13 protein-coding genes are annotated in these 14,600 nt (G+C 67.9%); 7 read left to right on the top strand and 6 right to left on the bottom strand.

Going from position 1 to position 14,600, the window contains the following annotated elements:
- The 4 genes from DPV74_RS19830 (at nucleotide 1) to DPV74_RS19815 (ending at nucleotide 2,735) form a co-directional block, all read left to right on the top strand.
- Entirely contained in the window at nucleotides 1-915 is a 915-nt protein-coding gene (locus DPV74_RS19830) for an ABC transporter ATP-binding protein (RefSeq protein WP_060206759.1), read from the top strand.
- Complete coding sequence (locus tag DPV74_RS19825) at nucleotides 912-1,688, top strand: ABC transporter ATP-binding protein (RefSeq protein ID WP_059697443.1); 777 nt, start codon at nucleotides 912-914, stop codon at nucleotides 1,686-1,688. Before DPV74_RS19830 ends, DPV74_RS19825 begins: the two co-directional genes overlap by 4 nt.
- A gap of 129 nt (nucleotides 1,689-1,817) precedes the next feature.
- Nucleotides 1,818-2,072 (top strand): GlsB/YeaQ/YmgE family stress response membrane protein, encoded by a 255-nt coding sequence (locus DPV74_RS19820; protein WP_119337820.1) that lies wholly within the window; start codon nucleotides 1,818-1,820, stop codon nucleotides 2,070-2,072.
- Nucleotides 2,073-2,399: 327 nt separating this feature from the next.
- Nucleotides 2,400-2,735, top strand: coding sequence for a hypothetical protein (locus DPV74_RS19815; RefSeq protein ID WP_027791897.1), 336 nt, complete (start codon nucleotides 2,400-2,402; stop codon nucleotides 2,733-2,735).
- 66 nt (nucleotides 2,736-2,801) lie between these two features.
- Here DPV74_RS19815 and DPV74_RS19810 read toward each other — a convergent pair whose 3' ends face one another.
- The 3 genes from DPV74_RS19810 to DPV74_RS19800 form a co-directional block, all read right to left on the bottom strand.
- Nucleotides 2,802-3,674, bottom strand: coding sequence for a LysR substrate-binding domain-containing protein (locus DPV74_RS19810; RefSeq protein WP_027791898.1), 873 nt, complete (start codon nucleotides 3,672-3,674; stop codon nucleotides 2,802-2,804).
- A 144-nt stretch (nucleotides 3,675-3,818) separates the two neighbouring features.
- Entirely contained in the window at nucleotides 3,819-4,718 is a 900-nt protein-coding gene (gene bla / locus DPV74_RS19805; RefSeq protein WP_060085472.1) for a class A beta-lactamase, read from the bottom strand.
- Nucleotides 4,719-4,937: 219 nt separating this feature from the next.
- A complete protein-coding gene (locus tag DPV74_RS19800; protein ID WP_060195388.1) occupies nucleotides 4,938-5,798 on the bottom strand; it encodes a peptidoglycan DD-metalloendopeptidase family protein in 861 nt (286 codons plus the stop codon).
- Nucleotides 5,799-6,318: 520 nt separating this feature from the next.
- Here DPV74_RS19800 and DPV74_RS19795 point away from each other — a divergent pair.
- Together DPV74_RS19795 and DPV74_RS19790 are read left to right on the top strand one after the other, a co-directional pair.
- Complete coding sequence (locus DPV74_RS19795; RefSeq protein ID WP_027791901.1) at nucleotides 6,319-7,215, top strand: LysR substrate-binding domain-containing protein; 897 nt, start codon at nucleotides 6,319-6,321, stop codon at nucleotides 7,213-7,215.
- 482 nt (nucleotides 7,216-7,697) lie between these two features.
- Complete coding sequence (locus DPV74_RS19790) at nucleotides 7,698-9,884, top strand: hypothetical protein (RefSeq protein WP_119337819.1); 2,187 nt, start codon at nucleotides 7,698-7,700, stop codon at nucleotides 9,882-9,884.
- 102 nt (nucleotides 9,885-9,986) lie between these two features.
- Here DPV74_RS19790 and DPV74_RS19785 read toward each other — a convergent pair whose 3' ends face one another.
- Nucleotides 9,987-10,727 (bottom strand): sulfite exporter TauE/SafE family protein, encoded by a 741-nt coding sequence (locus DPV74_RS19785; RefSeq protein ID WP_119337827.1) that lies wholly within the window; start codon nucleotides 10,725-10,727, stop codon nucleotides 9,987-9,989.
- Between the two features lie 211 nt (nucleotides 10,728-10,938).
- Complete coding sequence (locus DPV74_RS19780; RefSeq protein WP_119337818.1) at nucleotides 10,939-11,955, bottom strand: aldo/keto reductase; 1,017 nt, start codon at nucleotides 11,953-11,955, stop codon at nucleotides 10,939-10,941.
- Between the two features lie 138 nt (nucleotides 11,956-12,093).
- Here DPV74_RS19780 and DPV74_RS19775 point away from each other — a divergent pair, with 138 nt between their 5' ends.
- Nucleotides 12,094-13,005, top strand: a complete 912-nt coding sequence (locus tag DPV74_RS19775; protein WP_048022506.1) for a LysR family transcriptional regulator — start codon at nucleotides 12,094-12,096, stop codon at nucleotides 13,003-13,005.
- Between the two features lie 43 nt (nucleotides 13,006-13,048).
- Here the strand turns inward: DPV74_RS19775 and DPV74_RS19770 are convergent, their stop codons facing one another.
- The gene (locus DPV74_RS19770; RefSeq protein ID WP_027791906.1) at nucleotides 13,049-14,203 is read right to left on the bottom strand and encodes a porin; all 1,155 of its coding nucleotides are present in this window, start codon (nucleotides 14,201-14,203) and stop codon (nucleotides 13,049-13,051) included.
- Nucleotides 14,204-14,600 lie beyond the last annotated feature (397 nt).

Below are 14,600 nucleotides of genomic sequence, written 5' to 3'. Positions count from 1 at the left end.
ATGCCGATGAACCCCGCCCCCACGCCCGCGCCGCTGTGCGAGATCGACGGCCTGAAGATCGGCTTTCGCGGGCACGACGGCACCGTCACCGATGCCGTGCGCGACCTGTCGCTGACGCTCGCGCCCGGCGAACGCCTCGGCATCGTCGGCGAATCGGGCTCCGGCAAATCGCTGACGGGCCGCGCGCTGCTCGGCCTGCTGCCCGACGCCGCGCGCTGGTCGGCACGCACGATGCGCTTCGCGGGCCACGACCTGCTCGCGATGTCGCCGCGCGAACGCCGGCGGCTGTGCGGCAGCCAGATGGGCATGATCCTGCAGGACCCGAAATATTCGCTGAACCCGGTGATGACGGTCGCCAAGCAGATGGGCGAAGCGTTCCGGCTGCACGAGCCCGGGCTGCGCGGCCGCGCGCTGCGCGAGCGGATCGTCGATGCACTCGAGGCCGTGCAGATCCGCGACCCGGCGCGCGTCGCCGATGCGTATCCGCACGAGCTGTCGGGCGGCATGGGCCAGCGCGTGATGATCGCGATGATGGTGTCGACCGGCCCGCGCCTGCTGATCGCCGACGAACCGACCTCCGCGCTCGACGTCGCCGTGTCGATGCAGGTGCTCGCGGTGCTCGACGCGATGATCGCTCGCCACGACACGGGCCTGATGTTCATCAGCCACGACCTGCCGCTCGTGATGTCGTTCTGCGATCGCGTCGCGGTGATGTACGCGGGTCGCGTGGTCGAAACCTGCGCCGCGCGCGACCTGCGCAACGCTTCCCATCCCTATACGCGCGGGCTGCTCGCGGCGAACCCGCCGCTCGCGAACCCGCCGGACGAACTGCCCGTGCTGCGACGCGATCCGGCGTGGCTCGAACCCGCGCCGCATGCCGGCACGCCCGCCGATCGACAGGAGGCCGCACGATGATCGACGTCGATCACGCATCGATCCGTTTCCCGACCCGCACGGGTCACGTCGACGCCGTGCGCGACGCGAGCTTCGCGGTGCGCGACGGCGAGGTGTTCGGGCTCGTCGGCGAATCGGGTTCCGGCAAGTCGACGCTGCTGCGCGCGCTGACGGGCCTCGTGCCGCTCGCGTCCGGCAGCCTGTCGATCGACGGCCGGCCGGTCGGCGGCACGCCCGATCGTGCGTTTCGCCGCCACGTGCAGATGGTGTTCCAGGACCCGTATGCGTCGCTGCATCCGCGCTTCACGGTCGACCAGACGCTGCGCGAACCGCTGTCGATCCACGGCATGAGCGACACCGATGCGCGCATCGCCCGCGCGCTGTCCGAGGTCGGCCTCGGCCCCACGTTCCGGTTTCGCTATCCGCATCAGTTGTCGGGCGGCCAGCGGCAGCGCGTCGCGATCGCGCGCGCGCTGATCGTCGAGCCGCGCGTGCTGCTGCTCGACGAGCCGACGTCCGCGCTCGACGTGTCGGTGCAGGCCGAGATCCTGAACCTGCTGCGCCGCCTGCATCGCGAACGCAACCTGACGATGATCCTCGTCAGCCACAACCTCGCGGTGATCGGCTTCCTGTGCCAGCGCGTCGCCGTGATGCAGCAGGGCGAGATCGTCGAGCAGCTCCGGATCGAGGACGTGCGCGCCGGGCAGGTGGCGCGCGACTACACGCGCACGCTGCTGAATGCAACCGAAGGCTATCGTCGTCTCGAGCCTGCGCCGGGCGCGCCGGCCGCGTGACATCCGCACGTCGCGCCGCCATGCGATACTCGGCACGCCACGCGCCGGCTTGCCGCCGCATGGAACCCTTGTGCGCCGCACGGGTCAACTTCGTTTCGTCAACAGCTCAACCGCAATAGGGAGGCGTTCATGCTGCAATTCATCGAAACCCTGGTCGTCGGGCTCATCGTCGGCCTCCTCGCCCGCGCGCTCAAGCCCGGCGACGACAAGATGGGCATCCTGATGACCGCCGTGCTCGGCGTCGTCGGCTCGCTGATCGCCGGCTACGTCGGCCGCGCCGCCGGCTGGTACTCGCCGGGCCAGGGCGCGGGCTGGATCGCGTCGATCGTCGGCGCGATCGTGCTGCTCGTGATCGTCGGCGCGGTACGCAAGCGCATGAACTGAACGGCGCACCTTCGCCCCAACGCAAAACGCCGCTCGAGACGAGCGGCGTTTTTGCTTTCCGGACGGCGCGAGGCCGTTGCCCGCACAACGGTCGCGACGACCGTTCGCCGTTCGATCTTATCCCCCCGGCTTTTCCCTGACTTGCGATTGCGCAGATTCGGCCTACATTGATTCAAGCAATTCGCAATCGTTTGCCTATAGTCATTATTTCGATTTTTTCATTCAAGAGGCCCAATGGTTTTGCCGTTTACGCATACAGCATCGCGGCGTTGACGGACTGCCACCCGAGCGGCCCCGCTGCGACGCGCTTCCTATATGGAGCCTGTCATGAAGCACCGCCATATCGCCGCCTCGTTCGCCCTGGCTGCCTCGCTTCTGGCCACTTCCTCGTCCTTCGCCGCCGGCGCGTCCGGCATCATCCACTTCTCCGGCATGATCGTCGAGCCGCCCTGCTCGTTCGCGCTCGATACGCCCGATCTCGCCAATGGGCGCGTACGCGCCGACTGTCCGCGCCCGGCAACCGGCCAGATCGCGTTCGTCGACGCGGCGAGCCAGCAGGCGATCAAGACCACGACCTTTACTCAGGCCTCGCGCGCAATCGTTTTACCGAGCCGTCCCGGCAACAATCACGCACCGATGATCGCGGTCGTGACATACCAGTGAAGCCGCTCGCCGGCGCGACGCCCGGCGGGTTCCGCACGCCGGTTCGGTGAACGCGCGCGGTGCCGCTCAGTCGCGGTGGCGCGCGATCCAGTCGCTGAACGCGCGGATCTTCTGCTGGTTGCCGATGTTCTCGGGATAGACGAAGAAGTAGCGCGCGCCCGTCTCGAGCACGAGATCGAACGGCCGTTCGAGCCGGCGCGCGCTGACGTCGTCGTCGACGAGCGTCACGTCGCCGACCGCGACGCCCAAGCCCTGCATCGCCGCGTTCGTCGCGAGATCGAGCGTGTCGAACGTCGGCCCGCGCGCGGGATCGACGCCGCGCTCGCCCGCGTAATCGAGCCAGGCGCGCCAGTCGCGATGGTCGCGGGTCGGATGCAGCAACGTGTGACGCACCAGGTCGCCGACCGAGTCGAGCGGCGACGTCTGCCGCAATTCGGGCGCGCAGACGGGCGTCAGCCGCTCGTCGAACAGCGGCAGCGCGAACACGCCCGCGCCCGGCGACGTGCCGTAGACGATCGCCGCGTCGAACGGCTCGGTCGAGAAATCGACGACGTGCTGCCACGCGGTCGTGATCTGCACGTGGAGATCGGGATGCTCGTCCTGGAAGCGCATGATGCGCGGCAGCATCCAGCGCATCACGCAGGTCGGCACTTTCAGCGCGAGATCGGTGCGCTGCCGCGTGAGCTTCATCGAGATGTCCTCGATCCGCGCAAAGCTCTCGTTGACGACCGGCAGCAACTGCTCGCCTTCCGCCGTCAGCGTGAGGCCCTTCGCATGCCGCTTGAACAGCGGAAAGCCGTAATGCGCCTCGAGCGTCTGGATCTGCCGGCTCACTGCCCCTTGCGTGACGCACAGCTGCTCGGCCGCGCGGGTGAAGCTGCGGTGGCGGGCCACCGTCGAGAAGATCTGCAGTGCGTGCAGGGGCGGAAGTCGGTGCATGAAGAAGGCAAACGCAAAAACGGCGCGAAAGGGCCGCGCGCCGGCTCCGGCGCGCGCTGTCCGACACGATAAGCCAAACGCCGGTTTTGCGCGAGGCGCGAGGCGTTAGGGCCTGTTCACGCTAATAACGGGCTTGCGCTGGCCCTAGGCCGTCGCGGTGAGCGCGCCCGCCACGATGCGCGCCGCCGACGCGACGACGTCCGCGCGGGCCGCCGCGGCGGCTTGCGGCTGCGTGAACGACACGGCCATCACGATCGGCGCACGCGACGGCGGCCACAGCACGGCGACGTCGGCCGTCGTGCCGTAACCGCCCGTGCCGGCCTTGTCCGCGATGCGCCAGCCCGGCGGCACGCCCGCCGCGATGCCGGTCGCGCCACGCGCGCCGCCGACCATCCATTCCGTCAGCTGCGCGCGCTGCGGTTCGGGCAGCGTGTTGCCGAGCACCAGCCGCTGCAGTGTGTCGATCATCGCGACCGGTGTCGACGTGTCCCGCTCGTCGCCGGGCGCCGCGTGATTCAGTTCGGGTTCCCAGTGATCGAGGCGGAACGACGTGTCGCCGCTCGCGCGCGCGAACGACGTGACGGCCTGCGGGCCGCCCAGCACGCCCATCAGCAGGTTGCCGGCCCCCTTGTCGCCCGACTGCAGCATCGCCACGCACAGCTGCTCGATCGTCATGCCCGTGTCGACGTGGCTTTCCGTGACCGGCGAGCCCGACACGATTTCATAGCGGCGGTAAAGAATCCGGCGCGGCAGCAGCGACGCGTCGAGCGAGCCGCGCGCGAGCATCGCGGCGGCCGCGACGACCGCATACGTGCCGCACAGCGGGAAGCGTTCGCGCGCGTGGTGCGCGATGCGCACGCCGTTCGACGTATCGAGCGCGGCGACACCGAGCCGGCCATTCGACGCCTTCTCGAGCGCGGTCAATTCGGCCTGGGCGGCGTGGGCGCGCCCCTGGTCGGCGACCGGCGCGGACGTGCACGCGGCGACGAACGGCGCGGCCACGGCGGCAAGCAACAGCGAGCGGCGTGTCGGAGAGTGTTCCATGGATGAGGTGTGTTCTGTCTTCTGTCGGAAACGGTGGCACGAAGCGACGCGGGCACGCCTTGACGAAGCGCCCCCGTTCGCGCCGGCGGCCGGCCCGCGACGGCATTCACCGCGCATCCCCGAAAGACGGCCGTCGGCCCCGCGCGAAGCACGGGACTCGCATGAACAGGCCCTAGCGTAGCAGCGACCGCCGCCACGTTCCAGCGAAACGACCCGGCCTCACCCTTGCGACGAAGGCAGGTACGGCATCGGATTGACCGGCTTGCCGTCGCGCCGCACTTCGAACAGCAACGCGACGCGCGAGTTGTCGAGGTCGCCCATCTCGGCGATCTCGTCGCCCTGGCGCACGATGTCGCCCGTCTTCACGAGCAGCTTGCGGTTGTGCGCATAGGCGGTCAGGAAATCCGCGTTGTGCTGGACGATGATCAGGCTGCCGTAATCGTTCAGGCCGGTGCCGGCGTACATCACGCGGCCGTCGGCCGCGGCGCGGACCGGGTCGCCCGGCCGGCCGGCGATCTGGATGCCGCGGTTCTGCCCCGGCCGGAACCCGTCGACGATCTTGCCGTTGGCGGGCCACTTGAGCGCGACGCCGCCTGCATGCCGCTTCGTTTCCTTGACGACCTGACGGTCGCTCGCGGTCGACGCGGTGACCTGCGCCGATGCCGGGCTGCTCCCCGCGCCATTGCTCGCAGCCGACGAGGCGGCCACCTGCACGCCGGCCGCGCCCGGCGGCGGCAACGGCTGCTGCCTGACGATGCGCAGCACCTGCCCCATGCGCAGCCTGCCGTTCGCGCCCAGCTTGTTCCAGGTGCGCAGGTCGGCAATGCTGCAGCCGTTCGCGGACGCGATGCCCGTCAGCGTGTCGCCGCGCTTCACGACGTACTTCTGCGCGACGAGAATCGGCGCGGGAGGCGGGGTGGCAGCCGCCGGCGCAACGGCCGGCGGGCTCGACGGTAACGACTGTGCCGCCAGCGTGTCGCTCGGCGGAACGGACTGCGTGCTTGCACAACCGGCCATGACGAGCACGGCGGCCAGGCCCGGCAGCCACGCCGCGTGACGGTGAATCTCGTGCGATTTCATGGACGATCCGACTCCGGTTTGACAATCTTTCAAGCATCTCAAAAACGGAACGGCCGACGTGTAACCGGATGAAAACAATGATGACAAACGATCACGAACCGGATGCCGGCCGGCATTCGCTACCGGTAATACGGTCCGATTCGGAAAAACTTGATGGTTTTTTCGCGCGGAAACGGAAGAATTTCCGTTTCGTAAAACTATGACGAGCTCGTTTTGATAGGTGTTGCAGCGTGCCACTGCTGCGCGCCGCGACGCTCAACGCAGCCACGCGGCGAGTTCGGAACAGGCCCACGCGATGCCGATGCACAGGAACAGCACGTGCAGCGCGATCTTGAACGACACGCCCCACGACGGATCGATCCGCATGACAGGCTCCCCGGTTGATGTGCGGCCATGATCCGTCATCGATCGCGCCCCGAAAATACGGAACCGGCGAATCGGGCCTCAGGCTAAGCCTGAGACCCCGGCCGCGGTTCCCTGCTAACTTATCGGCCATTCCAACGCGATCGCCCCACCCATCATGCGCTTCGACCTGACCGACCTGCGGCTCTTCCTGAACATCTGCGAGGCCGGCACGATCACGAGCGGCGCCGAGCGGACCCACATCACGCTGCAGGCCGCGAGCGAGCGCATCCGCGGCATGGAGGACGAGCTCGGCGTACCGCTGCTGCACCGGACCAAGTCGGGCGCGCAGGCCACCGACGCAGGCCGCGCGCTCGAACACCACGCGCGCACCGTGCTGCAGCAGATCGACCACATGCGCGGCGAACTGCAGCAATACGGCCAGGGGCTGCGCGGGCATATCCGACTGCTGTGCAACACGGCGTCGCTGAGCGAATACCTGCCCGACGCGCTGGCCGACTACCTGCCGCATCATCCGAAGCTGTCGATCAGCGTCGAGGAGCGCTCGAGCCAGGAGATCGTGCATGCGATCCGCAACAAGACGGCCGAGGTCGGCATCGTCGCCGATTCGGTCGGCCTCGGCGGGCTCGAACAGAAGCCGTTCCGCGAGGACTGGCTGATCGTCGTCGTGCCGGCCGCGCATCCGCTCGCGTCACACGACAAGGTCGCATTCGACACGATCGCCGACGCCGACTTCATCGGCCTCACCGACGGCAGCGCACTGCAGGTGCATCTCGCCGACCAGGCGCGCGCGCTCGGCAAGCGGATCCGCTACCGCGTGCAGTTGAAGAGCTTCGATGCGATCTGCCGCGTGATCGCCAGCGGCGTGGGCATCGGCATCGTGTCGCGCCATGCGGCCGAACGTGCGATGCAGACGATGGACGTGCGGCTCGTCGAGCTGTCCGATCCATGGAGCCACCGCCGCCTGAAGCTGTGCGCGCGGTCGTTCGACGCGCTGCCGAAGTACACGCGCGAATTCGTCGCGTTCCTGTCCGGCGAAACCGCGCCGAGGTGACGCGCGTCGCTCGCGGTCGATGCCGCGATGCATGCACGATTCGCTTCGATTCTTATGGATAACGTTTTCTCTCAAAATCCGGCGTACATCTGTCGCCGGATAGTCTCTCTGCTCGCCGCGTCCGCATCGACCTCCCGCGCTTCACCTCGTCACGACCGAAAGAAATCCCCGTAATTTTTGCGGCATTCCAATCTGTCGCTCCATTTCCTCGTACCCCGCCATCCGGGTTTTTCCCGGCGCGTTCGACGTGAAAGTTCATTGACATCACGCCGCTCGATGCCTAAATTTGGAAAACGTTTTCCAATGCATCCGCGCGACGCCGGCCACGGCCCGCGCAGGGAGAACGCTTGCCCGCTCGAGTGGTGATTCAGGCCGTCCGTCTTCAGGGATCAGGGTTGCAAGGCGGCGGCCAGGCACGGGCATCGAGCGCGGCGACGGCCACCCCCGCCCGTCCCTCATCACTATTCAAGACTGGAGACACAATGCATCCGCGCAGCAGATTCGCGCTCGGCGCCGCGCTCAGCGCCCTTTCCGTCCTGTTCGTCAGTGCCTGCGGCGGCAACGACATCACCGATCCGCCGTCTTCGTCGTCCCCGCCGTCGAACTCGACGCCGACGTCGCCGCCCGCCTCCGCGCTCGCGGCGAACTCGCTGCAGGCGCTCGTCTACGGCGCGGCCGACACGCGCGTGCCGGCCGGCACGGATACGCCGATCACGATGATGGGCCAGATGCGCGCGCTGTTCGACCTGATCCGGAAGTCGCCCGACTTCACGCAGGTCGTGATGGATCTCGGCGACGGCACGCCCGTCCACGTGCTCGACACGAACACCGGCGACAAATTCCTGCCCGGCAAGCTCGCGCTCGGCCTGTCGTACATCCTGATCGACATGAAGTCGAAGAACGATCCGCAATACGCGAGCTACCTCGCGACCTACCAGAAGATCACGACCGCGATGATGGCGCAGTCGGGCGGCAACTATACGTATGCGAACACGTCGTGGGGCGAGTACTACTATCTCGTCGCGCTGAACAACCTGCAGGCGCACGGGATGCTCAACGAAGTCTTCAGCGACGCGATGCTCGCGACGCTGCAGCAGCGGCTGCGGTTCTGCGACATGTTCGGCCCCGACGCGAGCGGCAAGGTCGATACGTGCCCGGCCGCCGGCACGCCGATCGACATCGCGTCGCTCAACACCGCGCAGAACTACTATGCGGTGTCCTACGGAATCGCCGGGCTGCGCCAGAAGCTCGGCTGGAGCAGCCCGTCGTTCGCGTCGAAGACCGATCCGTCGGTCGCGACGATGGGTGCGCGCGACGCGCTGCTGTACACGCTCACGAACCATATTCGCAACGACTCGTCGGGCGGGTTCTCGGACGAAGCGTCGAACACGCACACGACCTACTACGACCAGGCGCGCTTCGACCGCTACAGCACGCTGCTGATCGGCGAAGTGACCGAGCGCACGTTCGAGATGGGCAACGAAGGGAATTTCACGCCGGAACTGAAGGGATATCTGCGCAAGTCCGTCGACCTGATCCTGCCGCAGCTGAACGGCGACGGCGAAGGCTTCAACTACGGCCGCTCGATCGGCCCGTACGGCGATTCCGCGTTCATGGAAGTGCTGACGGCCGCGGCCAACGCCGGCGTGCTGTCCGACCAGGAGAAGCAGGTCGCATACACGTTCATCACGAAGGCGGCGCATCGCTTCGACACGTTCTGGTACGACCCGTCGCTGCCGACGCCCTCGGTGAACATGTGGGTCAAGGGTCGCGGCACGGACGCGTATCGCGGCAAGCCGCGCGTGATGGGCGAGAACTTCAGCCTGCTGCACCAGTACCTGTACGTGAACGCGTGGTGGAACAAGCTCGGCTTCGGCGGCAAGGCACCGATGGCCGACGCCGACTACAACGCATGGCTCGACGCGCTCCCGCGCTACACGCTCACCTGGTACAACCGGCCGAACGACCCCGCGCATCCGTACAGCGCGGCGCTGGTGACCGTGCGCGACGGCCGGCGCGTGATCAACCTGAACCTCAGCCAGGCGCCCGACTACAACTCGTTCACGCCGTACTACCCGGTGCCGTCCTCCGACAAGCTGACCTACGGCACGACCGATCTCGGCTACGCGTTGCTGATTCCGCAGGTGTCGTACAACGGCAAGACCTACATTCCCGTCACGTACTACAGGAACCTGAATGTCCAGCAAGGCAACGGGCAGGTGATCGTGTCGTTCGATACCGCGAAGTTCCGGCTCGCATCGAAGAACGCGGCGTACACGACGGATCTCGACCTCCAGGTGCATACGGTGCTGACGTTCGCGCACGGCTCGGTGGCGCGCAGCGACACGCTGAGCACCGGCACGCTCACTGGCAACCTGTCGGTCGAAACGGACTTCACGTCGTTCGCGGATTTCGCCTCGACGCAGGCCAACGGCGACGGCGTGTCGGTCGCGTACGCGAACAGCCCCGCGACCGGCTATGCGGCGACCGGGTTCGACACCTGCGCGCTGTCCGCCTTCGATACGGTGAACGGCACGACGAATCCGCTGTCGACGACGCCGATCGGCCAGTTGCATTCGAACTTCGCGTGCACGACGAAGCCGTTCGCACTCGGCGCGGGCGCGACCCGTACGTTCGGGTGGACGCTGAAGTACGCCGATCCGGCCTGAGCGGGGTGGCCCGCGCCCGGTGAATGCGCCCGAAGCCGGTTTCGACGACCGGCTTCGGGATCGTCACGGACAGCGGGCATCACGCTCGCCGGCGATGCCCGCTCACCGCCACCCCGAAGCCGCCATGTACGCGCCGAGCGCGATCAGCCCGACGAAGAAGCAGCGCTTGAACGCCTTTTCGCTCATCACGCGCCGTGCATATTGCCCGCCGGCCATACCCGCCAGCGCCGGCACGAGCGCGAGCACCGACACGCCGAGATCGACGGTCTCCAGCGCCCCCGTCACGCGCAACTGCAGGCCGAGCACCATCGTCGAGGCGGTGAACGACAGCCCGAGCGCCTGGATCAGGTCGTCCTTCGACAGCCGCAGCGCCTGCAGGTACGGCACGGCCGGCACGACGAACACGCCGGTCGCGGCCGTCACGACACCCGTCAGGTAGCCGACCACGGCCGACAGCCATTTTTCATGGCGCCCCGGCGCGGGCAGCCGCGCGGCGGCGAGCCCCCACAGCCCGTAGAGGATCAGCACCACGCCGAGCGCCGCATGCGTCCAGGTGCTGCCCGCCGCGAGCGCGGGCAGCCCGCCCGTCAGCGTGCCGATCGTCAGACCGGCGAGCAGCGGCCACAGCCGGCGCAGCAGCGGCCCGAACGACGGGCCGAGCCACAACTGCCACACGTTGGTGATGAACGACGGCACGAGCAGCAGGCTCGCGGCGGCCGACGGCGGCATCGCGAGCGTCAGCAAGCCCATCGCGATGGTCGGCAGGCCGAGCCCGATCATTCCCTTGACCGCGCCGGCCAGCAGGAAAACCACCGCGACGATCGTCAGCGTATCAATGTGCATGAAAGGCATTCCGTCCGGATGAGTACGGCGCCGATCGTGAACCCCGATCGCGCCGCCCGCCATCTGGCTTTGCCTGAGGCTGGCTCGGGCCTGCCGCGCGGAACCGGCGCGGCCGGCGCGCGCGCACATTCGCACACCGCGCCGCCGCCGTCCGGCGCACGCCTGCCTTCGTTCAACGCAGGTCGCGTGCGCCGGCTACCGGCCCGGTCGATCAGTCCCCCTGAAATGTCCCCCGTCCCTGCTCGCTGTCGAGGTGAGCCATCTGTGCGGCCGGATAACGCTCACCGGCAGCCGCCCCGGCGGGAACCGCCGCTTCGATGCGCATGATGTCATCGACCGTTAGTTGCATCTCAGCCGCCTGCAGCGCGTCCTGAAGCTGCGTGCGCTTGCGCGCGCCGATCAGCGGCACGATATCGCCGCCGCGCGACAGCACCCACGCGATCGCGACCTGCGCGGGATTGCTGCCCTTCTCGTCGGCGATGGCGCGCAGCGCGTCGACGAGCGCGAGGTTGTGCGCGAGGTTCTCGCCCTGGAAGCGCGGGCTCGCCGCGCGGAAATCGCGCTCGCCCTGCCGCGCCGTGCTCCAGCGCCCGCCGAGCAGCCCGCGCGACAGCACGCCATAGGCCGTCACGCCGATCCCGAGTTCGCGGCACGCGGGCAGGATCCCGGCCTCGATACCGCGCGACAGCAGCGAATATTCGATCTGCAGGTCGGAGATCGGCGCGACGGCCGCCGCGCGGCGGATCGTGTCGACGCCGGCTTCCGACAGGCCGACATGGCGCACGTACCCGGCCTTCACGAGATCGGCGATCGCGCCGATCGTCTCCTCGATCGGCACCGCCGGATCGATGCGCGCCGGCCGGTAGATGTCGATGTAGTCGGTGCCGAGCCGTTTCGGCGAGTACGCGACGAAGTTGCGGATTGCCGCCGGCCGCGCGTCGTAGCCCGCAAACCCGCCGGCCGGATCGCGCAGCGCGCCGAATTTCACGCTGATCAGCACCTGGTCGCGTGCCCGGCCGCGCAGCGCATCGCGGATCAGCATCTCGTTGTCGCCCATTCCGTAGAAATCGCCGGTGTCGAGCATCGTGATGCCGTGGTCGAGCGCTGCGTGCAGCGTCGCGATGCTCTCGGCGCGATCGGCCGGCCCGTAGAAGTCCGACATCCCCATGCAGCCCAGCGCGAGCGCCGATACCCGCGGGCCCGACCGGCCCAGTTCACGCATCTCCATGTCCGTTTCCTCGAGTGATGAATCAACAGGTCGGATTCTGGGCGCATCGCGACGCACGATAAATGCGAAACACTCCACCAAACCATTCGACGCTGATTAACAATGGAGCCTGTCCATCCGCCCACACCCCCGCCCCGCATGGATCATCTGCATGCAATGCGCATCTTTGCGCGCGTCGCCCATCTCGGCAGCTTCACCAAAGCGGCCGAGCAGTTGCAACTGCCGCGCCCGACGGTCAGCAACGCCGTCCAGTATCTGGAAAAGCACCTGAAGGTCCGCTTGCTGCAGCGCACGACGCGGCGCGTCGCGCTGACGGCCGAGGGGGCGACCTACTACGAGCGCTGCATGCGGTTGCTGGCCGATCTCGACGACGCGGAAACGCTGTTCGAGGACGCCGGCGCGACACCGCGCGGCGCGATCCGCGTCGACCTGCCCGAGCGCTTCGCGGTGAACCAGATGATTCCGGCGCTACCGGATTTCCACGCACGCTACCCCGACCTGCGCGTCGTGATCGGCACGACCGACCGCTTCGTCGATCTCGTCGCCGACGGCATCGACTGCGCGGTGCGGGTCGGCACGATGTCCGACACGTCGCTCGTCGCGCGGCGCATCGGCGAGCTGGCGCAGATCAACTGCGCGGCGCCCGCGTATCTGGCGCGCCACGGCACGCCGCGCTCGCCGGACGAGCTGCCGGACCACGTCGCGGTCGGCTATTTCTCGAGCCGAACGGGCCGTGAGCTGGACTGGGAGTATGCGGACATGGATACGGGCGAGCTGCATGCGGTCAAGATGCGCAGCGTCGTGTCGGTCAACAGCTCGCAGGCGTATCTCGCGTGCTGTCTTGCGGGCCTCGGGCTGATCCAGGCGCCGCGCGAAGGGCTCGGGCCGCTGCTGGCGGACGGCTCGCTGGTCGAGGTGCTGCCGGAATGGAATGCCGAGCCGCTGCCCGTGTCGGTGGTGTTTCCGACCGGGCGGCATCTCGCGCCGCGCGTGCGGATTTTCGTCGACTGGCTCGCGGAGACGCTCGGCGGCCCGTACCGGGCGGGCTGACGCGGGCTGGGGCCGGGGCACCGGCCCCGGCCGGTCGAAACGCTCAGAACTTGTGGCGGATCGCGGCGCGCACCGCGAACTGGTTCGACGACGCGGACGGGCCGTCCGTCCCGACCACGTAGCCGCCGTCGGCCGCGGTGCCGGTCTTGTCGCCGGCAACCTTCTGCCATGCGCCCTGCAGGTAGACGTCGGTGCGCTTCGACAGGCTGTAGTCGGCCATCAGGCCGACCGTGTGGTACTTCGGCTTGAACGATCCGGCCGCGGCATCGAACTTGCCGTCCGTGTACACGTACTGCGCGCCGAGATAGAAGTCGGGCGTGAGCTGGTACTTGCCGTTGATCTCGAAGTTCTGGAACTTCGTCGCGGTCAGCCCAAGGCCGGCGAACGTCGAAGCCGGCAGGTAGACCGTCGATACCGGATTCTTCACGTCGGTCTTCGTATAGACGAAACCGACCGTGGCCGGGCCGAACGTGTAGTTGACGCCGCCGCCGAAGATCCGCAGGCGGTCGGCGACGAAGTTCGCGTCATCCGCGGTGATCGCGCCCGCGCTGCCGACACCCGGGTTGTTCGCCTGCAGGTACGCAGCCGCGACCTGCAGCCCGGCCAGCGAATACTGCGCACCGAGGCTGTACTGCCGGTTGTTCGAGAAGCCGGTGCTGTTGCTGAAGCTGTACGTGCCGCCGAACGTCAGGCCGTTCCAGTCGGCGCTCGCATACTTGACCGTGTTGTTGACGCGGAACGAGTTGTCCGTGTTGTCGTTGTCGAACGGGTGCGAGAACAGCGTGCCGCCCCAGTTGCCGTTGGCCGTGAGCGGCGCCAGATAGTCGACGACGGAGTCGTACTGGCGGCCGAAGGTCAGCGTGCCGAAGCGCGACTCGGAGAGCCCGACGAACGCCTGGCGGCCGAACATGCGGCCGCCCTGCCCGAGCCGGCCGTTGTTGACGTCAAAACCGTTTTCCAGCGTGAAGATCGCCTTCAGCCCGCCGCCGAGATCCTCGCTGCCCTTCAGGCCCCAGCGGCTGCCCTGCGCATAGCCGCTCGCGAGCTGGTAATTCGACTTTCCGACCCCATTCACATTCACGTTGTTCGTGTAGTTGAAGCCTTCGTCGATCACACCGTACAGCGTCACGCTGTTCTGGGCGAAGACCGGCGCGGCGAAAGCAGCCAGCGCAGCGGTAAAAATGACGTGCTTCTTCATGACGAATCTCCGGAGCCGGGGCCGGGCGTGTCGCGCGCCCGGCGAATGTTCGATCTGTTGTAGGTGTGGCCCGCAGGGCGGACGACGCGGTGTGCGGCCGCGTGAGGACAAAATGGTGTCACGTCGCAAACCGTCCGTCCATCGGGGCATGTGAACCCTGCGCAAAACGTTGCGCTCGTCCAACTGCCCCGCCGCGCAGACGGCCTGACCCGGCTTATCGGCAGCGGCGGGACGCGCCGCCATCCGCGTAAACCCGAGCCCTGGCGCATCGGTGGCACAATGCGCATCCGTTCGTCATTTCTTCACGAATTCATGCTTCACCCCGATTCATGCGCGGCGTGTGCCGGCCGCGCACGCGGCCCGCGCCGGGAGGCGGCCCGATGACCGCGCCGGCCCG

Source organism: Burkholderia sp. HAN2018 (assembly GCF_024704855.1).
In the GTDB taxonomy this organism is placed as follows: Bacteria; Pseudomonadota; Gammaproteobacteria; order Burkholderiales; family Burkholderiaceae; genus Burkholderia; species Burkholderia cepacia.
This window is presented reverse-complemented; position numbering and strand designations above follow the sequence as displayed.